The following is a 20,939-nucleotide window of genomic DNA, read 5'->3' on the forward strand; positions in this document are numbered from 1 at the left end:
ATCAAATCGAAAAAATTCGGATATTTTTATACAATTTCGTACTTTTGTATGTTTGCTGAAATCATATATGTCACAAGAAATAAATCCAATCTACTCCGAAGATAATATCAGAACCCTCGACTGGCAGGAACACATCCGTCTACGCCCAGGAATGTATATAGGGAAGCTCGGAGACGGCTCCTCTGCGGACGACGGTATTTACATTCTACTGAAAGAAATTCTCGACAACTCTATTGATGAGTTCAGAATGAAGTCAGGGAAGAGAATTGAAATAAAGGTGGACGACGGGAAAGTTGCGATCCGTGACTTTGGCCGTGGAATTCCATTGGGAAAAGTAGTTGATGCTGTTTCCAAGATGAATACCGGGGGTAAATATGACAGTAAAGCCTTTAAGAAATCTGTAGGATTAAATGGAGTAGGTACCAAAGCCGTTAATGCACTTTCAGAGTATTTCCGGGTAAGATCTTTCCGTGATGGAAAAATGAAGATGGCAGAGTTCTGCCGCGGGCTGATTACCGAAAACTATGAGGAAAAAGATACTTCAGACCGAAATGGGACTGAAATTTCCTTTATTCCCGATGGTGAAATCTTCCTTCATTTCAAATATAGGAAAGAATATATTGAAAAGATGCTGCGTAATTACGCGTATCTGAATCCCGGACTGAAAATTATTTTCAATGGAGAGACGTATTATTCGGAGAATGGTCTTAAAGACCTGTTGGAAGAAGAAATGGAGAATGAAATTCTGTATTCCATTGTTCACCTGAAAGATACAGATATAGAACTGGCAATCACTCACTCTGACAAATCGCAGACTGAAACTTATTTTTCTTTCGTGAACGGACAGAATACCACACAGGGAGGAACGCACCTTAATGCATTCCGTGAAGCTTATGTGAAGACGATCCGTGAATTTTTCAATAAAAACTTTGATGCTTCAGACATCAGGAAATCCATTATTGCAGCTATTTCTATCAATGTAGAAGAACCTGTATTTGAATCTCAGACCAAAACAAAACTGGGATCTAATGATATGGGACCCAACGGACCTACTGTAAGGACTTTTATCATTGATTTTCTAAAAAGTAAACTCGATAATTTCCTCCATAAAAATCCTGAAATCGCTGAAGCTATTCAGAGAAAAATCCTGATTTCCGAAAGAGAAAGAAAAGAACTTTCAGGAATTCAGAAACTGGCAAGGGAAAGAGCTAAAAAAGTATCTCTGCACAACAAAAAACTAAGAGACTGCAGACAGCATTATAACGATCAGAAAAATGAAAGAAAAGGGGAAACCCAGATCTTCATTACCGAAGGAGATTCTGCATCCGGATCCATCACAAAATCCAGGGATGTGGAAACCCAGGCCGTATTTTCATTGAAAGGGAAACCTTTAAACTGCTACGGACTGACAAAAAAAGTAGTGTACGAGAATGAAGAATTCAACCTTCTGCAGGCTGCTTTGAATATAGAAGAAAGTCTGGAAGACCTCAGATACAATCAGGTGATTATATCTACCGATGCCGATGTGGATGGAATGCACATCCGTCTGCTGATGATTACATTCTTCCTTCAGTTCTTCCCTGATCTGATCAAGAATGGGCATCTTTATATCCTTCAGACCCCATTATTCAGGGTAAGAAATAAAAAAGAAACAAGATATTGCTATAGCGAGATTGAAAGGGTCAAGGCTTTGAATGAGCTTGGAAAAAACCCTGAAATTACCCGATTCAAAGGACTTGGAGAGATCTCTCCTGATGAATTCAAACATTTCATTGGAAAAGATATCCGCCTTGAGCCGGTGGTGATTGGTAAAGACCAGACCATAGATCAGCTGCTGGAATTCTATATGGGTAAAAATACACCGGACAGGCAGGTGTTTATCCTTGAAAACTTAGTAGTGGAAGACACAGATATTGACAGGAAAGAGATATTGGATGAAGCTGCAGGGTAAGAAACTAAACTAATAAACATAAAAACAAAAATGAGACTTAGCAACCGCAATAAAGCTTCAGTTTACAATTTTGTGCACACACTATTGTTGATGCTGGTGATATTTGGGATCGCTGCATTTTTACTGAACGAATACAGGTTTCATGCTGTAGGAAAAGAAAGTTATATATTTCTTGTTGTTCCCATTATTATGCTGGTGATTTTTCACCTTAACGGCAGGCAGATCTTTGAATATGACAGTGACGGAGAGGCACTTAATTTTAAAAACAGGAATATTATTCCTTTTATGGACAAACCTCTTCATGATGAGTTTCCCAAATATAAACTGATCAGTTATGAGGTAGTCAGTTTTTTCTTTGTTAAAAGATTGTACCTTACCATTTCAAGTAAGAACAGCGGTTCTACCATACTCAAATACGAAATATCTTATTTGAGCCAAAAAGAAGTAAACGATTTAAAACTCTCTCTGAATAAAGTAGTGAAAACGAATAAAGAGAAAAACGACTAAAATATAAATGACGACAGAAGAAAACTCGCATGAAGGTGAGAGCTTGAAAAAAGTTTCAGGACTTTATAAAGACTGGTTTCTGGACTATGCTTCCTATGTAATTCTTGACAGAGCAATTCCTTCGGTTTATGACGGGCTAAAGCCGGTTCAGAGAAGGATCATGCACTCTATGCGGGAACTGGAAGACGGCCGTTACAACAAAGTAGCCAATATCGTAGGAAATACCATGAAATATCACCCTCATGGGGATGCCTCTATTACAGATGCTATGGTACAGATCGGTCAGAAAGAACTCTTAATAGATACGCAGGGAAACTGGGGGAATATCTATACCGGAGACTCTGCTGCTGCTGCAAGATATATTGAAGCAAGGCTGACACCTTTTGCACTGGAAGTGGTCTTTAATCCGAAAACCACAGAATGGGCCAAATCCTATGACGGCAGAAATAATGAACCTATTGATCTTCCTGTAAAATTTCCTCTGCTTCTGGCACAGGGAGTGGAAGGGATTGGTGTGGGACTTTCTACAAAAATTCTTCCGCATAATTTCAATGAACTTATCAATGCATCGGTTGCTTATTTAAAAGGAAAGAAATTTGAACTGTTTCCGGACTTTTTTACTGCCGGTTATCTTGATGTTTCCGAATATAATGACGGACACAGGGGCGGTAAGGTAAGGGCCAGAGCCAGAATTACCCATACCGACAAGCATATGTTGGTTATTTCTGAACTTCCTTTCTCAAAAACAACAAGTGACCTGATTGATTCTATTCTGAAGGCCAACGAAAAAGGAAAGATCAAAATAAAAAAAATTGAAGATAACACTTCAGATACTGTAGAAATCCTTGTACATCTCCATAATGATGTATCACCGGACAAGACCATCGATGCATTGTACGCATTTACAGACTGTCAGGTAACAATTTCTCCCAATGCCTGCGTTATTGTAGGTGATAAGCCCATGTTTATGAATGTTTCCGATATTCTTAAAATGAATACGGAACATACTGTTTCACTGCTTAAAAAGGAGTTGGAGATAGAACTTCATGAGCTTCAGGAAAGCTGGCATTTTTCTTCACTGGAAAGGATTTTCATCGAGAACAGAATCTACCATGATATTGAAGAAGTAAAGACCTGGGAAGATGTTATAAAAACAATTGACAAAGGTCTTAAACCTCATACCAGGCATCTTTTAAGAGCTGTAACTGAGGAAGATATTTTAAAGCTTACCGAGATCAGGATCAAAAGGATCTCCAGATTCGATCTAGATAAATTTAAAGAAAATATAGCTGCCCTTGAAGGCAAAATAGAACAGGTAAAATACAACCTTGCCAATCTGATCGCTTATGCGATTGATTACTATTTAAATATTCAGAAAAAATACGGGAAAGACAGACAGAGAAAAACCGAGCTGAGAATTTTTGACACCATCGATGCGTCTAAGGTAGCGGTGGCCAATGAAAAGTTCTACGCCAATTTTGAAGAAGGATTTATCGGAACATCACTGAAAAAAGACCAGTACCTGTTTGACTGTTCGGATATTGATGATATCATTATATTCCGAAAGGATGGAACCATGAAAGTTGTCAAAGTAGATGCCAAAACATTTGTCGGAAAAGACCTTCTCAGCGTTGCTATATGGAAAAAGAACGATAAAAGGACAGTTTACAATATGATCTACCGTGAGGGCAGGGACGGACCATACTATATGAAACGTTTTTCTGTAACGGCAGTGACCCGAAATACAGATTATCCGCTGGCTTCTGATAAGAAAAGCTCTGAAGTTCTTTATTTCTCTGCCAATCCTAACGGAGAAGCAGAAACGGTAAGCGTACTTTTAAAACCTAATCCAAGAATCAGGAAAAATAAAATGGAAATTGATTTCTCCGACCTTGCCATCAAAGGAAGGGATTCCAAAGGAAATCTGGTGACCAAATATTCCGTGAAAAAGGTTGATATGAAGGAGGAAGGTGTTTCCACGTTGGCTCCAAGAAGGATTTGGTTTGATGATACGGTAAGAAGGCTGAATGCGGATGGAAGAGGAACTCTTCTGGGTAATTTCAAAGGGGATGACAGAATTCTAACCATCAATACAAATGGTGAGGTGAAGCTGGTTTCTTTCGATCTGGGCAACCGTTTTGATGATGAATATCTGGTCCTTGAAAAGTGGAAGCCTCAACAGCCGGTAACCTGTATTTATTATGATGGGGAAAAAGACATGTACTTTATCAAAAGATTCCTGCTGGAAAATACGGTAAACCTGCAAACTTTCATGCCTTCGGAACATCCGAAATCATTTATTGAAAATGTAATCGTAGCAAACGGCGCCTCTGCTGAGATTATCTTTGCTAAGGATAAAGGTAAAGAGCGTGAGCCCGAGATCATACATCTTGATGAATTTATTACGGTAAAAGGAATAAAAGCAATTGGAAACCAGTTTACGAAATTTAAAGTAAAAGCAATTAATATTGCCATTCCAGAACCTGTTGAAGAAGAACCTGAGGTTTATGAAGAACCGGAAACGGGAGACGGTATTGTAGATGACGACCGCACTGTGATCGGTGATTTGTTTGAAACCGACGAACCTGAAAACTAAGAATTATTATTATGAATATTTTAATCTTGTGTATTATTATTACAGCGATTATCAGTTTTGTTGCGTTTAACAATCCAGGTATTACTGAAAAGTATAAATTCAATGTGGGAGCAATTCTGCATAAAAAAGAGTACATCCGACTGCTTTCATCAGGATTTCTTCACGCAGATATTATGCATCTGGTGTTTAATATGCTGACCCTGTATTTCTTTGGACCTATTGTTATCCAGGGATTTGGAAATCTGGGATTTGTTATTATTTATCTAGGATCTATTTTGCTGGGAAATTTTCTCTCCATGTATATCTACCAAAAGCAACCCTGGTATTCTGCAGTAGGAGCGAGTGGAGGAGTTTCAGGAATATTGTTTGCTTCAATAGCACTGTATCCTCAGATTGGAATTTACTTTTTCTTTATTCCTATTCCAATTCCGGGTTATCTTTTCGGTCTTGCGTATTTTTCATATTCCGTTTACATGATGATGAACCCGAGACAGCACGACAATATAGGACATGCTGCCCATCTTGGAGGAGCTTTCCTGGGATTGGTCTACGCCGTTATTACAGCTCCGGATACAGCAATGCATAACGCGCTTTATCTGGGGATCATGTCGTTGCCTTTGATCTATTTGGGCTACGAAGTTTTTGTGAGGAAGAGAATAGGATAAAAGCTATCTTTACTTAAAATATCAAAACCAATGAACACATCAGAATTAAACCACTTCATCGTTGTATTAATCTATGGTTCATTGGTTTTGCTTTCTTTATTGAAGCTGTCCAACCCTTTACGCGTGAACAGAAAAGCCAATTTCTGGTTTGGAATATTTCTTTTTTTATGGTCAAGTTTCTGGCTTGATGAAGTGCTGACACTTGTTACAGATTCCCAGGTAGATGTACATTCCATTATTTCTGTTCAGATGATCCAGTTTCTGACACCGGTCATGTTTTATTTCAGTGTGTTATTTTATACCAATCCAACATTTAAATTTAAAATTTCAGACTTTAAATACCTGATTCTTCCGGTCATCTTTTGGGTTAATATTCTGTTACAGCGTTTCGGGGGATTTAAGGATAATACCGTTTTTAATGTTCTCTTTATTGGTTTAATTCTTTTCCAGGCCTTATTCTATACCGGTCTTTCATACTTCACCATCAGGAAACACAAGAAAAGGATCCAACAGTTTTCCGCCAACACAGAAGGAATCAATCTGAACTGGCTGGAATATATCACGATTATTATTTTCATCATCAATATTGCTTATGTAGTTTATAATTTGTCCTACGATTCCAAAGCTTTGAATTTTTTCATTAACGGAGCTTTTCTGGTGGTTATTTATTTTGTAGGTTATTATTCGCTAAAACAGAAAGAAATTTATCCTTTAGAAGAAAAACAGCGTGAGGAACTGATTTCTATTGATGAAGATCCGGAGACCGAAGAAATAAAGAAAAAACTGATTTCTGACGAAGAAGTAATAAAGATCAAAAAACAGCTGGAGGACATCATGGACAAACAAAAGCCTTATCTGGACAGCGAGCTTAATCTGATCCGTCTTTCTGAACTCTTATCTATTTCCACGCATCATCTGTCGTATGTGATCAATACCGGATTTAAAAAGAATTTCTTCCAGTACGTCAATGAATACAGAATCGAATTTGCCAAAAAACTCCTTAAGGATGTTCATAGCAAACTTTCAATTTTGGGAATTGCGTATGAATCAGGATTCAATTCCAAAACTTCTTTCAATACTACCTTTAAAAAACTCACCAATCAAACTCCTTCTGAGTATAAAAATGGTTCGGGTTTATAAATTTTAACGTTCGGTTATATTTAACATTCTGTATTTCAATGAGTTTTAGATCTTGTTTTTTATTTTAAAAATGAGTTCACTCAGATAATCCTGAACATTCCAGGAGTCTTTTGAGGATAGCTTTGTACCATAAAATTGTAATATGGATACCAAAGAATCATATGCTGTAGTGACGGGAGCGAGTCAGGGACTGGGAAAAGCTTTTGCAGAAAACCTGGCCAGCAAAAAAATCAATGTTATTCTGGTAAGTCTTCCGGGCCAGCATTTAAAAGAGCTTTCTCAGCAAATTGAAGAGACCTATCAGATCAAAGCTCATTATTATGAAGTCGACCTTTCCGTGAATGAAAATGTCATGAAACTCACTGAATGGCTGAACAGGTCTTTTGAAATCCATATCCTGATCAATAATGCAGGTCTTGGCGGTACCAAAAAATTTGTAGATGCATCGTCGTCTTATATCAATACGATCTTACAGGTTAATGTTGCGGCAACATCACTCATAACGCATCAGCTGCTTCCCAATCTTTTAAGACAGCCCAAAGCCTATATTCTAAATGTCTCCAGTATGGCCGCTTTCTCACCAATCGGTTTCAAAACAGTGTATCCTGCTTCCAAGACATTTATCCATTCCTTCTCAAGAGGTTTGCACGAAGAGTTGAAAGATACCAATGTCTTTGTAAGCGTTGTGAATCCGGGCGCCATGAAGACCAATGTAGATGTCTGTAAAAGAATTGAAAAACAAGGTGTTTTAGGTAAACTTACTCTTCTGGATCCAAATAAAGTAGCAGCTTACTGTATCAGGCAACTTTTTAGAAAAGATTCCGTTATTATGGTGAATCCCATCAGTTGGCTGGTGATGAAGATCCTGCCGATATGGATTAAACTGCCTCTCATGACCAGTGCTATTAGAAAAGAAATTGAAGCATGAAAAAAGTTTTCGTGACCGGAGCCACAGGGCTTCTGGGGACCAATACCATTATTAAATTACTACAATATGATTATTCTGTTATTGCTCTGGTGCGCAAGAAAAGCAGCTGGATGGGCGAAGAAAGCGAAACCCTCAAACTTATAGAAGGAGACTTATTCTCGGATATTTCGGAACACCTGCAGGAGGTAGATGCTGTGATTCATATGGCTGCAGAAACCAGTCAGGATCTGTTGCGTTATGAAGATTATAAAAAGATTAATTATGATGCCGTCGTTCATTTGTTTGCACAGGCAGCAGCTGCGGAAGTCGAAAGATTCCTGTTCGTAAGTACAGCCAATACGTTAGGATATGAAAATTCTGGTGTATTGGGAAGCGAAAATGATTCTCAGCTGTATCCTTTTACGCATTCTTTTTATGCGAAAAGCAAGCTTGAAACGGAGAATTACCTTTTACAGCAGAATAGGGGAACAAAGGTTGTTATTTTGAATCCTACTTTTATGATCGGAGCCTACGACCGAAAACCGAGTTCAGGGAAAATCATCTTTTGGGCATGGAGAAAGAAAATTGTTTTCTATCCGATAGGAGGAAAGAACTTTGTCCATGCAGAAGATGCTGCAGAAGGGGTTATTAAAGCAATTGAGAAAGGAAAGCATGGTGAAAAGTATCTGCTGGCTAATGAAAATCTCACCTATAAAGAATTTTTTGGAAAAATAAATACGATAACGGGAAATCAATCCTTTATGATTCCTATACCGAATTCAGGACTTGTCGTTTTGGGAATTATAGGAGATTGCCTGAGAAAACTAAATATAAAAACCAGTCTTAGCTCATCGAATATGAAAGCTTTAAGAATCAATAATTTTTACTCAAACCGGAAATCATCTGAAGAACTGGGGATTAGATATCAGCCTGTTGATAAGGCGGTTGAAGATGCGATTCGCTTTTTTGAAAGAGAAAATAATGAAGTTAAGATCACGAGACCCATATAAAATGATATCCCATTATATTTGTTAAAACATCAGGGATTAATTTTTCTTCTCAGAGTATAAATGATAAAAGATTTCTTAGATTTTTTTCGGTTTAATTTGATCCGCAAGATATTTGGGAAGCTTTTGTACAGCGCTCATCAGTTTGATGTTGTTGATCTTTTTCTCTCTTTCATTTTTAATATAATGATTGCAGCTCACATAGAAAAAATAGGATATAATTCTGTTATAATCATCCAGTGTTTCATCACCCATCATGGAAAGAAGCTGTGACAGAAATAATTCCCGGTCTTTAGATTCTGCAACCGCTCTTCCTGATCTTGAAATATTGGCATAATAATGATTGTTGGCGGGATTTTCTATTCTGAAAGAAGTCCCTAAAATCAGGTCGGGTACATTGATGTTAAGCGTTTCAAGTTCTTTGATATACGTCTGCCGTCTTTCTCTTGCATAGCTGGAGTCTGAGCTTCTGTCAAATCTGTCATTCATAATATCCAGATGAGATTTAAGGAATACAGGCCAGTTTGCAGTTTCTGCCGATAGCAAAGCTAAATATACGCCCTGCACTCTGGGAGAATTATCCTGGCTGCACAATCCTACAACATGCACAGACCTAAAATCATCAAGGAGCTTTTCTTTCTCAGTCTTAGATAGCTTTCTAATATTTTGAGGAATTCCATCGGGAAGTCTGCCTTCTTTGGCATCTTTTTTTAACTTGGGTAAAGAAGTATCAATAAGACAGTCGGAGTAGATGATCTGTCTGGAGTATTTGGGAGCCAGGGGAATACTTTTAAAATTATCCAAAAGATAAAAGGCTTCAATATATTCTTCGGAATATGAAGTTTTTTTGCTGTAAGAATACACCCATTTATTTTTTGCAGGTTTGGTGTACAGTTCTTTTTTATAGGGAATCTCTATTTCCATCCCGTAATCATCATTAACAGATATTTCTGTTATTTCTATGATATCTTTATCCTGGTAATTTTTTGCTTTGGACTTGATTAATAACAGATCCTTTTTAACCACTGCTTCCGGATATTTCTTCATGAAGTCATCAAAAGAAATATTCATATCCATATCTTTTTTAGCCTGTGCGATAAGGCCGGACTTTAGCACAACAGAATAGCCTTTGGTTTGAAGTTTAGAATCAAATACCTGGTTCAGATCACAGGTTTTATATTTTAAATTTAATGAATCAACAATTTTCCCAAGCTTATTCATTGTCTCTTCACCATAAATGAAACCATTTTTGTAGGTGGCGAATTCCTGAGCTGTAAGAGAACAGCTTAATGCAGTAACAGCGACGATAACTATTCTTTTGATCATTATGTTAATAAAATCTTAAATTGAATTGTATAACGTAAATATTTGCACATTATTTTAAAGTAGGAGATATCAATTTATAATCAGCTCCCAAGCCTGGTTAAAGCATCTTCCAGCGTTTCCGTAAAGTTGATATGTTTCGTTTTATTACTTTCAAAAATAAAATCTCTGATGCTCTTACTTTGATATTTTTCAAAATCTCCTACAATGGCAAGACCTACACGGTAATTGGAGAATTTTTGCAAAATATCTCCAGCTATTTTCGTCTTCAGGTCAAAAAAATCAGGCGTTATATTCTTCTCATAAATGATCACTTTATCGAATCCCTGGTAATACATATTTCCCAAAAGATCCAATCCGTCCTGGACAGACTGGAGAATGATTTTATCAGAAGTGATTTCAGCAATTTTTATGGTATTGATGTCATGAGATATAATCTCCATATGGTGTTATTGTATCGTTTTTTTTATATCTTTTAAAAAATCCGTCAGAGGAAACGCATCGCCCTGATTAGTTAATGCAATGATACAGCTGTTGTGATGCAAATCCCTCCAGAATATCGCTCTGAAGCCATTCAGACCACCGGTATGGCTTACGGTTTTTCCGTCTTCTTCAATAACCCATCCAAAACCATAGTTGGAAAGTTTGCCGTCAGACAATTTAGATGGGGTATACATCAGAGCTGTATTGCTTTTATTGATCAGCTTGAAATTCCTTAATGTCTGATCATACCTGTACAGATCTTCAGGAGTAGAGTAGATACCCCCATCTCCGGTTGTTAGAATTGAATAATCATCCGGCTTCTTTTCTTTATTATACCCTGCGGCCCTGCTTTTATGAGCAGTTGAAGAATCATAAACCCAGGTATTCTTCATTCCGGCAGGAACAAAAATATTGTCATTGAGGAACTTTCCGTAAGACTGTCCCGAAATTTTTTCAAGGATTAAAGAAAGAATAATAAAACCGCTGTTACTGTATTCAAACTTGCTTCCTGAGGGGAATTGTAGTTGGGTTAAACTCTTTAGCCAGCTCATCACTTCCTGATTGGTCAGTCCTTTTTTATCAGAGATAACAGATTCATAATCCTTTACGCCCGATGTGTGGTTCAAAAGCTGTCTGATGCTTACATCACGGGCATATTCGGGAAGATCAATATATTGAGATGCCTTATCATCGAAATTGAGCAGCCCTTTCTGTTGCAGAAGCATAATTGAAACTGCAGTAAAAGATTTGCTTAAAGAAGCAATATAAATGGGAGTTGTTTTCTCCAGTTTTATATTTTTTTCAATATTGCTGAGCCCTAATGCGGTATCACAAACTGTTTTTCCATTTTTTACAGCTAAAACAGAGCCGTTGAATTCCCCATTACTGTAATATTTTTTGACCACCTCACTTGAATTCTCTTTGCAGGATGAAAGCTGCAGGATAAAGGTAAGGCCTGTCAAAACACTGAATATTGAAGTCCGCATAAATTGGAGTTAAGAAGATAAAATTACTTATTTCTTTCCGAATATAAAACGGTCATTTTCAGATAAATCCTTAATTAAATGAGACTCTGAAAAATGCTCATGATATAAGTCTAATGTTTCAGAACCCAGTTTTTGATTGATTTCCAGAAACAGAAGTCCATTGTCTTTTAAGTGTTGTTTAGAATCCTGAGCAATCTTCCGGTAGAAGATCAGAGCATCCTGAACCGGTGAGAAAAGTGCCATTGTGGGTTCAAATTCCTTCACAGAATCAGCAATTTCAATTTCTTCGTCCATTCCTATATAAGGAGGATTGGAAATGATAACATCATAGTTTTCCGTTAATTTAAAATTGAGATAATCGGCATGAATGAAATTGATTTCCAGCTGATGATATTTTGCATTTCGTTGGGCGGTTTCCAAAGCTTTTTCAGAAAAGTCAATCGATGAAACCTGTGCTTCAGGAAAATGTTTCTTTAATACCAGCGGGATCACACCGCTTCCGGTTCCGATATCAAGAATCTTCAGATCCTGAGGCCGAAGCTCTGAATTATGAATGGTATTAATGGCCATTTCAAGAAGTTCCTCTGTTTCAGGGCGTGGAATCAGAACATGTTCGTCCACGAAAAATACCATTCCGTAAAATTCTGTTTCACCAAGAATCTGCTGATAAGGCTTGCCTGTTTTTAAAATGGAAATAACCTCAGTGAGTTGTTTCTCATCTTCAATAAGAAGTTCCTGATCGGAAAGTCTTCTTTGGTGAAATGAATCGAATCCTACGATTTTCTCTATAAAAACAGCGCATAAAAAAGCACTTTCCGAATCATTATACAGTTCGGAAAGCTCAGTTTTAAAATATTTTTTGAATTCTGATATTGTCATTTATCTTGTGAAAACCAGTTTCGTGTCTGTAGATTTTTCTTCGTCGATCAGGTACCCTTCATAGTTGAATGCTTTTACATCATTCAGGGTTTTTGCATCAGATTCTGCGCAGAACCTTACCATAAGACCTCTTGCATGTTTTGTATAGACAACAATCGTTTTCAGTTTTCCATCTTTCATTTCGTAGAAGTCAAAATCGATCACTTTATGGTTTAGTTTTTTCCTGTCGATTACTTTTCCATATTCATTACTGGCCAGATGAAGAAGAATTTCTCCTTTTTTCATTTCAGAATTCAGCTGTTCTGTGATCTTTTCTCTCCAGAATTCATATAGATTTTTGTATTGATCAAATTCAAAATGACGGCCCATTTCCAATCTGTAAAGCATGACCTTATCAGAAGGTTTCAGCAGTCCATACAATCCGGAAAGCATCCTGTAGTTCTTCTGCAGATAATCAACGGCATGTTTGTCCAGAGTTTTTGCATCCAGCCCTCTGTAAACTTCACCGGTAAATGCAAACATTGCAGGAGCAGATTCCTTTGCTGTAGGTTTATCCTTCCATTTTTGGTTTCTTTCCCAGTTCTCATCCGCAAGTTTTGGAGAAATTTCCATGAGCTCGGAAAGGTATTTTGGGGATTTATGTTTTAAATAAGACTGTATCAATGCAGCTTCTTCGATGAATTTCGGAGTGGTAGATCTCAATAAGTCTGTTGAATTCTCAACGTTCATCAGTTTCGCTGGAGAAGTTATAATTTTCATAATGTTAGAATGCAGATAAATGTTTAATGTCCATAAAATTCATTACCATCATAGACACAAAGTCATACATAAAGTGGCAGATGATCAGAATTTTAATGTTTGAATATTTTTTATAAAAAAAGGCAAAAACGATTCCGATAAAGAAAGGCACTAAAACCTGTCCAATCGTTCCGTACGTGCTGTGCAGAATCCCGAATAACGCAGCGGAACCAACAATGGCGGCGTAAGGGCTATTGTATATTTTTTCAATCCTTGGCTGGATGTATCCCCGCATGAGAAGTTCTTCCACAGCGCCTGCAGTCAGGCAGGTAAAGATAATCAAAAGATAATTATTTCTAAAAACAGAAGAGATCTGAACGAGTTTACTGCTCATCCCTTCATGGGTTAAAAGCTGAATAATAAGATTCAGGAAAGCTCCACCAAAAGAACAGGTAAGATAGAGAGCTATCACTGCCTGAATATAGAACAGGGTAGTGTATTTCTTCTCTTTCCATATCAGAAAAGGATTTTTTTCGATGAAAATATTGTAAAAAAAGATCAACCCAAGAACGGTCCAGAGAGCGATCCTTGTGTAGGAGAAGTTTGCGGGTGTAAATGCTTTTACGCCTGTAATAAAATAAATAACCGGAAAAACATAAAGCATTACTGCAGCAAGGAGGATAAAGGTCAAAAGAATTCCCACTGCATATTTTGCGTTCCAACTCATAATCTCAAATGATCAGCTTTCGGCTCTCAACGATTAGTATTTAATTAAATAATTCCTTTACCCTGACGGATGATTTCCGGTTCTCCGGAAGTAAGATCCACAATAGTAGAAGCTACATTATCCCCGTATCCTGAATCAATGACAATATCTACCAGATGGTCGTATTTTTCTGCAATCAGTTCTGGATCTGTAGAATATTCAATGATTTCATCATCATCTTTGATAGAGGTTGAAGCGATAGGATGGCCCAGTTTCTCAACGATAAGCTGTGGAATTGGGTGATCAGGAACACGGATACCGATTGTTTTATGATTTTTATAGGCCAAAGGAAGGCTTTTATTAGCATCAAGAATAAATGTAAACGGTCCCGGAAGATGGCTTTTCAGAAATCTGAAAACGGAAGTATCAATGGGTCTTGTAAAATCTGAAAGATGGCTTAGATCATTACAGATAATCGAGAATTTTGCCTTTTCCAGCTTCAGTTTTTTAATCTGGGCCAGCTTTTCCATGGCTTTAATGTCAAAAATATTACATCCTAAGGCATAGATAGTATCGGATGGATAAATAATCAGTCCGCCATTTTTTAAGGTTTTAATAACCTCATTCACAAGATTTTCCTGAGGGTTGTCAGGATATATTTTCAGTATTTTTGCCATAAAACAAAGATACAAATAATAAAATAGTTTTCATAAAAGTCCTTTATTTAAAAGAAAAATTAGGATTTTTAAAAAATAGACGTATCTTTGCAATCCAATATCGCGGGATGGAGCAGTAGGTAGCTCGTCGGGCTCATAACCCGAAGGTCATCGGTTCGAGTCCGGTTCCCGCTACTAAGTTTAAGTGCTTTCGGTAAGCACTCTAAAGATACACCGCGGGATGGAGCAGTAGGTAGCTCGTCGGGCTCATAACCCGAAGGTCATCGGTTCGAGTCCGGTTCCCGCTACTAAGTTAAGTGCTTTCGGTAAGCACTCTAAAAATACACCGCGGGATGGAGCAGTAGGTAGCTCGTCGGGCTCATAACCCGAAGGTCATCGGTTCGAGTCCGGTTCCCGCTACTAGGACGAAAGAAGCAATAGTTTTATTGCTTCTTTTTTTATGTCTTATTTTGAGAGATCAAAACTCTTGATTTTAATCCAGAAAAGTATTCATGCTTTTTACACGGTCGGTCATATTTTTGGTTCTTTCATTTCCATGTTCATCAAATACTCGCATATTTCCATTATATACAGCCGGATTTTCCTGATAAGTCTTTCTTGCTTCCAGGAATTGTTTTTTTGATTTGGTTTTTATGTCAGCTGTGTAATTTAACGGTTCTATGATTTCTTCAGATTTTTTAATACCGGTCGCATAAATCTCAATGGTTCTGTTCTTATTGTACACTTCCAGAACCAGCCCTGATAAACCTTTGAATCTGAAAGGCCCGTCAGGAATAGCAATATCGTCCGTAAACCACGCATAAAATGTCTGACCTGTATCGGTAGTTGTTTTTGCGAGCCGGCTTTTAAAACCTTTTATATCCTTTATCTCATTCAGTATTTCCCATGTCAGGTCCGGTTCTTCATAAGTGAAAATATATCTGCCAACAGGCATAGATACGGATAGGCTATTCCTGCTTTTATATACACTGCCTACTGATTTTGGATATTTTGCGATAGCTCCATAATTGGTGCTGATGGTATTAGTTGCTTTAGAGTTCCGGCTATAAAAGGCCTTGGCTTCGCGGCTGTAATAGGATGATTCGAGAGTATTACATAATAAGGTAGAAGTGTAGATATTAATCTGGTTCTTGTTGATGCTGTCCTGAATAATTTTAGTTTCATAATTGATCTCCATCACCGCGTTCTGTGCAGAGGCAGTCATAAAACCGAAGACAAGAAATGTGGATGCTATAATTTTCATACAGATAAATTCGATTGATTCTGCAATGGTATTAAAAAAAATGGTATTCTCAATGAGGGGATTCCATAATTACGCGCTCTTTTTCCACTTTCTGTATTCTTCCTTCATGCAATGTCCGCACGGACGGTATTGTTTTTCTAATGCTTCTTTTTCTGATCTAAAAAAGACCCTGTTTTCTTTTTTCATTCGTTTACCGGAAACACAGGTAAGTAAGCCATAAATTTTCAGTTTCCTGTTTCCTCCTAATTGTATTTCTCCTTTTCTGATCTTGCTCCTCAAAACAGGATCAGATATTTCAGTATGCTTTTCCATACGGTAAAGATCCCGGTTTAGCGGGATATATAAAATCCGAAACAGATCGTATCCGCTATTTTTTGAATTGAAAACATTTGAAAATCACATTCCTTCCAGTTCTCTTTTCAAAAAATCTACTGTGGTTTCCAATTCTTTCTCGTCCATTGAAGCAAATCCAAACCGGAAAGCATTCAGTTTTTCATCCGTTCTTAAAATGTTTAATTTCGGAATTTTTGTGAATCGGCAAATGGGATATTCAGGGGATAATCTGATCCAGAAAGCCATTCCGCCAGATGGCAGAACATAAGAAATGTAAGGGCTTAATTTTTCTTTTAATAGAATATCCAGAAAGTCCCTGCGCTGATGGTATATTTTTTTAGCTTTCTTAAGATGACGTTTTAGCTCTCCTTCCCTGATCAGAAAGGCTAAGGCATTTTGCATATATCCGTCACCTCCTACGTCAACTATTGTTCGTAATGCGGTACACTGATCAATGAAATTTTTGGGTGCTACCATAAAACCAATCCTGAGAGAAGGGTCCAGAATTTTGGAAAAAGATCCGATATAAATGATGTTTCCATTGTGTCTGCTTCCCGCCAGAGGAAGATATGGTGAAGAAGTATAATGATAATCATAGTCATAATCATCTTCTATAATAGCAAAAGAATAGGTAATCGACAGCTCCTGCAGCTTCATTCTTCTTGCCGGGCTGAGAGTGACGGTTGTCGGATAATGATGATGGGGAATGACATATACAGCATTGATTTTTTTCTTTCTGCAGATTATTTCAATGGCGTCAGTATCTATGCCGTTTTCATCTACCGGAACTTCTGTAAGCATCGCCTGGGTTTGCAGAAATGCAGCATTGGCTGCCGGATAATTTGGGGATCCCACAATAACATGAGAATCCGGGCCCAGAATAAGCTGTGCAGCAAGATAGATACTCATTTGTGCTCCATGGGTGATCAGAAGATTGTCTGTACTGATCGTTAGACCTCTTGTTTCGGAAAGATACTTCGCCAGTTCTTCCCTAAGTTTCAAAGTGCCCTGTCCTGTCCCTGTATTGGCATTTTTGATGGTGTGTCTTTTGGATGTGTAGGAGCGATAGGTCTTCAGCAGCTCGTCAATGGGGGAGATTCTTACGTCCGGATGTCCGTCATCTATGATGATTTCTGGAAGAAGTCCGGTGAATGGTTTTTGTATATTTTCACCAATACTTCTAAACGGAAGGCTGAAATTATTTTCATAAGAAGGCAGATCATTAGCAGCATTCCATTGTTGAGGCTTTAATATGGGAATACGGTTGGATACTGCGGTGTATTTTCTTGGAATGATCGTGATCCAGTCCTGTGCGTGCAATTCATCATAGGCCGCAACAACTGTTTTGCGGTGTATTTCTAAAGTTTTTGAAAGTTCACGGGTCCCTGGAAGATGATAACCCGGTTTTAATACACCATTTCTGATGGCCATGATAATGGAGTGGGCGATCTGTCTGTAGACAGGAATTTTATTTTCTTTATTGATGAAGATAAGGTGTTCGAATGGAAGCATACTGGACTACCGGTTGTTTAATATCTGGAGTACAAATGTAGTCCTATTTAAAAATACTTTTGTGCTGTTAATAAAAAAAATGACAGAAATGAATTACACTATTAAAAAAGCAGGTCTTGAAGATCTGAATGAAGCTGCAGAATTATTTAATCTTTACCGTATTTTTTACCGCCAGGAATCGGATCTGGAAAAAGGAAAAGCATTCCTTAAAGAAAGGTTTCTGAACAATGAGTCAGATATATTTCTGGCTTTTGCTGACGGGAAAGAAGTAGGCTTTGTACAGCTCTATAAATTATTCCATTATACCAAATTGCAGAAGCAATGGCTTTTAAGTGATCTATTTGTTCATCCGGATTACAGAGGGAAGGGAATTTCTGTAGGGCTGATAGACAGAAGCAAACAGTGGTGCAAAGAAACAGGTGCCTGTGGACTGATGCTTGAAACAGAAAAAACCAACGATATTGGAAATGCCCTGTATCCGAGATGCGGCTTTGAGTACGATGGGCTTCACAATTATTATCACTGGTGGCTGGAGCCTGAAAATTAGAATTTAGAAGTTCAGCGAGGAGAGTTATGGAGCTGTATTATCGAAGGCTGTCTCTTTATTTTGTGGAAAGGGCACTTGATCATCAAAGCAATATATTGTCTCAAAAGTAGTATTACTTCTACATGGTATACGATTTAATTCTACAGTTTTTTTTTCAGCGGGTTAGATATGAACATTACTTTTGTAATACTCTTATTGGCCGGGAGACTGGCCTGGAGTTTATTTATGTTTAAGGATCTCCGCCTCATTTTCTACTTTTTCCCGAATGTTTTTATGATTAATACATAATTGCTTTCCCGGCGGGGATCTTTTTCAATTGTATATCTTAAATAATTTATCCTCTATACTTCTAACTTATAAGAGAACTGCATCTGTGGTTCTCTTTTTTATTAAAATTGTAGCATGGATTTAGCAGAACATTGAAAGAGTAATAGCTCCTTTAAAATAAAAATCCCACTTTAAAAAAGCGGGATTCATTATAGTTTAGATTAAAATTATTGAGGCAATTGAGCGAAAGGAGTCAGTTTGTTGTCATCAGACATTGTCTGTCCCAAAAAGTCTTTTTTCTGATCCATTTTCATTCTTCCTGCCGCATCATTGGCATTGGAGTAAGCTTCGCCTAGTTTTGTCGTGATATCAGCCGGTTTAAAATCAAATTTTGTGTCACCTTCCACACCAAGATATCCGTTCTTTCTTGTAAGGTTTGAGATATAATTACCATAGTTGATCAATGTATTTCTCAGATATTGAGTATGGTAGTCCATACATTTTCTGGCTTTTTTGGAAGAATTATTAAGAATACAGTTCTTCATATTGTTTCTGTACAGGAACCATTCAGATTCTAAAATACCGTACTCTTTTCCCAAAGCGACCTTTCCGTTAGTAACAATGTTGTTGTCACCTTCTTTATCGGCTATAGTCTGCAGGTGTTTAAGCACCAGTGGAACCGTATTTTCGATCTTTGTTTTCGTTTCCTTTAAGATACTAAGATCGGCAGCTGGAGAATTCTTCTTTTGAGCCGTAGTCACGTTAAAAATAAGCAGTAATAGTACAATCAGTAAATTATATCTTTTCATGAGAAATTTTTAAAGCACTAAAATAAATATATTTTCTCACTTTAAACAAATTCATTTTAATTTTATTTAATAAATTTTAACAATTCTATAATGTTATGAGTTCATTATTGTAAAAATGATGGGTACAGGATCTTTATTGATAGTATTTTTAAACTGAATTACTGATGATCGTGAACAACTGATGTTTCCTTTTGTTATCCTTCTGAAGGCTTTTTTGAGACTGAAAGGTGATCACTTGGATTAAATTCTAAATTATCAATTGCCTGTAGCTAAATTCAGCTTTAATCGGTTTCAAATATCCTGAACTTCATTTGAAAAACATCTATGAAATCAAAACCATGAGTGCCCGGTAATAGTTTTCCAGTAAATTGCGGTCACCATTAAGGAATAAATACGGCTCTATCAATTCCAGTTCCATTAAGGTAAACGAATTGTTGATGAGTACTCCGTCTACTCTTGCATAGAGAGTGGATTGGGGCAGCGTTTTTAAGTAGGCTCCGGCCTGTTCTATATGCAGAGGATCTGGAGTTGGATAACTGATACTGCCACCATGATAGTGCTGTACTCTGAAATCATCCTTTTTAGGGGTCTTCAGTGAACAATGGCTGTATTGACTATTGAAGAACAGAAAAGACCATTCTCCATTTTTTATTTCTTCTACAAAAGGCTGAACAATATAATCTTCTGTTTTTAAAAGCTGTTGAATTTCTTCCGTACGTTCTTTTAGGTTGTTTTTATCTACCGTTAACGTATTTTGAGCCCCGGCACTTACACAAGGTTTCACCACCAGTTTATCTGTACCAAACAGCTCAAAGAAACGACTGTCAAAGTCGGAACCTTTATCAAGGAATTCAGCGGCAATGACAGGAAGTCCGTTTTGGGCAATATCCCTAAGATATTTTTTATGGCTGTTCCATTGGATAATCTCTACAGGGTTTAATACTTTGATGCTTAATTTTTCAAGTGTATTCAGCCAAGTCAAAAACTCAGTCAGGTGATTATGATAGTCCCAGGGAGATTTAATGACAGCAACATTAAAGGTGCTCCAGTCTACATGGTTATCATTCCAAATGACAGGCACAACATCCAATCCCTTTCCTGTCAAAAAATTTAAAAGCTCTGTATCTTCATCGTTGGTAACCCCTTGAGCAAACTTTTCCTGTTTTTTGTAACTAACTAATGCAATTTTCATTGTGTGGTCTTTTTTATTAATTTTATGGTTTCAGTTCTTTATCTATGCAGCATACATTCATAGATGTTCTCGATATTGAACTTCAGTACATACAAATTTCAACAAACATCATCAATGTGCACAGCTACAGTTTGGCTTATTTAAGCAGATACAGTTTGTCCTTTAAATTGTTTCCCATAAGACAGAAAAGAATATATACATTGTATCATTCCGGGCTAAATTTTAAAAATTCTCAATTTAATGTGAACATTTTCTGCTAATTAACCACCTTCTAATACATTGAATTAAAAATTTAACATATTTTAAGTAAATTTAATTATTTGATTTTCAGTGGGTTATTTGTTTTCTAATCTCTATCACTAAAAAAATAGTTGTATGGTTCAGATTTATTTCTACATTTGTATAACTAATTTATTAGTGATATGAAATTCTATTACAATGGTATGTCACTATAATGATAAAGAAAAGGAT

The 20,939-nt window shown here is 37.1% G+C and carries 20 protein-coding genes and 3 tRNA genes; 11 read left to right on the forward strand and 12 right to left on the reverse strand.

Annotated elements, in window-relative coordinates:
• Positions 1 to 67: 67 nt before the first annotated feature.
• The 7 genes from IW16_RS19790 (at position 68) to IW16_RS19820 (ending at position 8,776) form a co-directional block, all read left to right on the forward strand.
• Positions 68 to 1,951, forward strand: coding sequence for a DNA topoisomerase IV subunit B (locus IW16_RS19790; RefSeq protein WP_034748635.1), 1,884 nt, complete (start codon positions 68 to 70; stop codon positions 1,949 to 1,951).
• A gap of 30 nt (positions 1,952 to 1,981) precedes the next feature.
• Positions 1,982 to 2,458, forward strand: coding sequence for a hypothetical protein (locus tag IW16_RS19795; protein WP_034748638.1), 477 nt, complete (start codon positions 1,982 to 1,984; stop codon positions 2,456 to 2,458).
• 7 nt (positions 2,459 to 2,465) lie between these two features.
• Positions 2,466 to 5,054, forward strand: a complete 2,589-nt coding sequence (locus tag IW16_RS19800; RefSeq protein WP_034748641.1) for a DNA gyrase/topoisomerase IV subunit A — start codon at positions 2,466 to 2,468, stop codon at positions 5,052 to 5,054.
• Positions 5,055 to 5,065: 11 nt separating this feature from the next.
• Positions 5,066 to 5,719, forward strand: a complete 654-nt coding sequence (locus IW16_RS19805; RefSeq protein WP_034748643.1) for a rhomboid family intramembrane serine protease — start codon at positions 5,066 to 5,068, stop codon at positions 5,717 to 5,719.
• Between the two features lie 30 nt (positions 5,720 to 5,749).
• The gene (locus tag IW16_RS19810; protein WP_034748645.1) at positions 5,750 to 6,859 is read left to right on the forward strand and encodes a helix-turn-helix domain-containing protein; all 1,110 of its coding nucleotides are present in this window, start codon (positions 5,750 to 5,752) and stop codon (positions 6,857 to 6,859) included.
• Positions 6,860 to 7,001: 142 nt separating this feature from the next.
• A complete protein-coding gene (locus tag IW16_RS19815; RefSeq protein ID WP_034748648.1) occupies positions 7,002 to 7,787 on the forward strand; it encodes an SDR family NAD(P)-dependent oxidoreductase in 786 nt (261 codons plus the stop codon).
• The gene (locus IW16_RS19820; RefSeq protein ID WP_034748652.1) at positions 7,784 to 8,776 is read left to right on the forward strand and encodes an NAD-dependent epimerase/dehydratase family protein; all 993 of its coding nucleotides are present in this window, start codon (positions 7,784 to 7,786) and stop codon (positions 8,774 to 8,776) included. Before IW16_RS19815 ends, IW16_RS19820 begins: the two co-directional genes overlap by 4 nt.
• 75 nt (positions 8,777 to 8,851) lie before the next feature.
• Here the strand turns inward: IW16_RS19820 and IW16_RS19825 are convergent, their stop codons facing one another.
• The 7 genes from IW16_RS19825 to IW16_RS19855 all read right to left on the reverse strand — a co-directional run bounded on the left by IW16_RS19825 (position 8,852) and on the right by IW16_RS19855 (position 14,565).
• Complete coding sequence (locus IW16_RS19825; protein WP_034748655.1) at positions 8,852 to 10,099, reverse strand: hypothetical protein; 1,248 nt, start codon at positions 10,097 to 10,099, stop codon at positions 8,852 to 8,854.
• Positions 10,100 to 10,179: 80 nt separating this feature from the next.
• Complete coding sequence (locus IW16_RS19830) at positions 10,180 to 10,539, reverse strand: DUF4180 domain-containing protein (RefSeq protein ID WP_034748658.1); 360 nt, start codon at positions 10,537 to 10,539, stop codon at positions 10,180 to 10,182.
• A gap of 6 nt (positions 10,540 to 10,545) precedes the next feature.
• Positions 10,546 to 11,565 (reverse strand): serine hydrolase domain-containing protein, encoded by a 1,020-nt coding sequence (locus IW16_RS19835; RefSeq protein ID WP_034748661.1) that lies wholly within the window; start codon positions 11,563 to 11,565, stop codon positions 10,546 to 10,548.
• Between the two features lie 27 nt (positions 11,566 to 11,592).
• On the reverse strand, positions 11,593 to 12,444 hold the full coding sequence (gene prmC / locus IW16_RS19840; RefSeq protein ID WP_034748663.1) for a peptide chain release factor N(5)-glutamine methyltransferase: 852 nt from the start codon (positions 12,442 to 12,444) through the stop codon (positions 11,593 to 11,595).
• Positions 12,445 to 13,203 (reverse strand): peroxide stress protein YaaA, encoded by a 759-nt coding sequence (gene yaaA / locus IW16_RS19845; protein ID WP_034748666.1) that lies wholly within the window; start codon positions 13,201 to 13,203, stop codon positions 12,445 to 12,447.
• Between the two features lie 4 nt (positions 13,204 to 13,207).
• Positions 13,208 to 13,909, reverse strand: coding sequence for a CPBP family intramembrane glutamic endopeptidase (locus tag IW16_RS19850; protein WP_034748669.1), 702 nt, complete (start codon positions 13,907 to 13,909; stop codon positions 13,208 to 13,210).
• Between the two features lie 44 nt (positions 13,910 to 13,953).
• Complete coding sequence (locus IW16_RS19855) at positions 13,954 to 14,565, reverse strand: L-threonylcarbamoyladenylate synthase (RefSeq protein WP_034748672.1); 612 nt, start codon at positions 14,563 to 14,565, stop codon at positions 13,954 to 13,956.
• Positions 14,566 to 14,666: 101 nt separating this feature from the next.
• On the opposite strand from IW16_RS19855, the gene IW16_RS19860 reads away from it, so the two are divergent.
• From IW16_RS19860 to IW16_RS19870, 3 genes are all read left to right on the forward strand, one after another.
• Positions 14,667 to 14,739, forward strand: a tRNA-Met gene (locus IW16_RS19860).
• A 40-nt stretch (positions 14,740 to 14,779) separates the two neighbouring features.
• Positions 14,780 to 14,852: transfer RNA gene (locus IW16_RS19865), tRNA-Met, on the forward strand.
• Positions 14,853 to 14,891: 39 nt separating this feature from the next.
• Positions 14,892 to 14,964: transfer RNA gene (locus IW16_RS19870), tRNA-Met, on the forward strand.
• 73 nt (positions 14,965 to 15,037) lie between these two features.
• Here the strand turns inward: IW16_RS19870 and IW16_RS19875 are convergent.
• The 3 genes from IW16_RS19875 to IW16_RS19885 all read right to left on the reverse strand — a co-directional run bounded on the left by IW16_RS19875 (position 15,038) and on the right by IW16_RS19885 (position 17,653).
• Complete coding sequence (locus IW16_RS19875) at positions 15,038 to 15,808, reverse strand: GLPGLI family protein (RefSeq protein ID WP_034748675.1); 771 nt, start codon at positions 15,806 to 15,808, stop codon at positions 15,038 to 15,040.
• Positions 15,809 to 15,877: 69 nt separating this feature from the next.
• Positions 15,878 to 16,120 carry an Ada metal-binding domain-containing protein gene (locus IW16_RS19880; RefSeq protein ID WP_034748678.1) on the reverse strand — a complete coding sequence of 81 codons (243 nt, stop codon included), beginning with the start codon at positions 16,118 to 16,120 and terminating at the stop codon, positions 15,878 to 15,880.
• Between the two features lie 84 nt (positions 16,121 to 16,204).
• Positions 16,205 to 17,653, reverse strand: a complete 1,449-nt coding sequence (locus tag IW16_RS19885; RefSeq protein ID WP_034748681.1) for an aminotransferase-like domain-containing protein — start codon at positions 17,651 to 17,653, stop codon at positions 16,205 to 16,207.
• 88 nt (positions 17,654 to 17,741) lie between these two features.
• On the opposite strand from IW16_RS19885, the gene IW16_RS19890 reads away from it, so the two are divergent.
• Positions 17,742 to 18,200: a GNAT family N-acetyltransferase gene (locus IW16_RS19890; RefSeq protein WP_034748851.1), complete on the forward strand. Its 459-nt coding sequence runs from the start codon at positions 17,742 to 17,744 to the stop codon at positions 18,198 to 18,200.
• A 494-nt stretch (positions 18,201 to 18,694) separates the two neighbouring features.
• On the opposite strand, the gene IW16_RS19895 is transcribed toward IW16_RS19890, so the two are convergent.
• Together IW16_RS19895 and IW16_RS19900 are read right to left on the reverse strand one after the other, a co-directional pair.
• Positions 18,695 to 19,276 carry a hypothetical protein gene (locus IW16_RS19895; RefSeq protein WP_034748684.1) on the reverse strand — a complete coding sequence of 194 codons (582 nt, stop codon included), beginning with the start codon at positions 19,274 to 19,276 and terminating at the stop codon, positions 18,695 to 18,697.
• A 322-nt stretch (positions 19,277 to 19,598) separates the two neighbouring features.
• Positions 19,599 to 20,468, reverse strand: a complete 870-nt coding sequence (locus IW16_RS19900; protein ID WP_034748687.1) for an ATP-grasp domain-containing protein — start codon at positions 20,466 to 20,468, stop codon at positions 19,599 to 19,601.
• Positions 20,469 to 20,939 lie beyond the last annotated feature (471 nt).

The sequence above is a fragment of the Chryseobacterium vrystaatense genome (assembly GCF_000737765.1).
Taxonomy (GTDB): domain Bacteria; phylum Bacteroidota; class Bacteroidia; order Flavobacteriales; family Weeksellaceae; genus Chryseobacterium; species Chryseobacterium vrystaatense.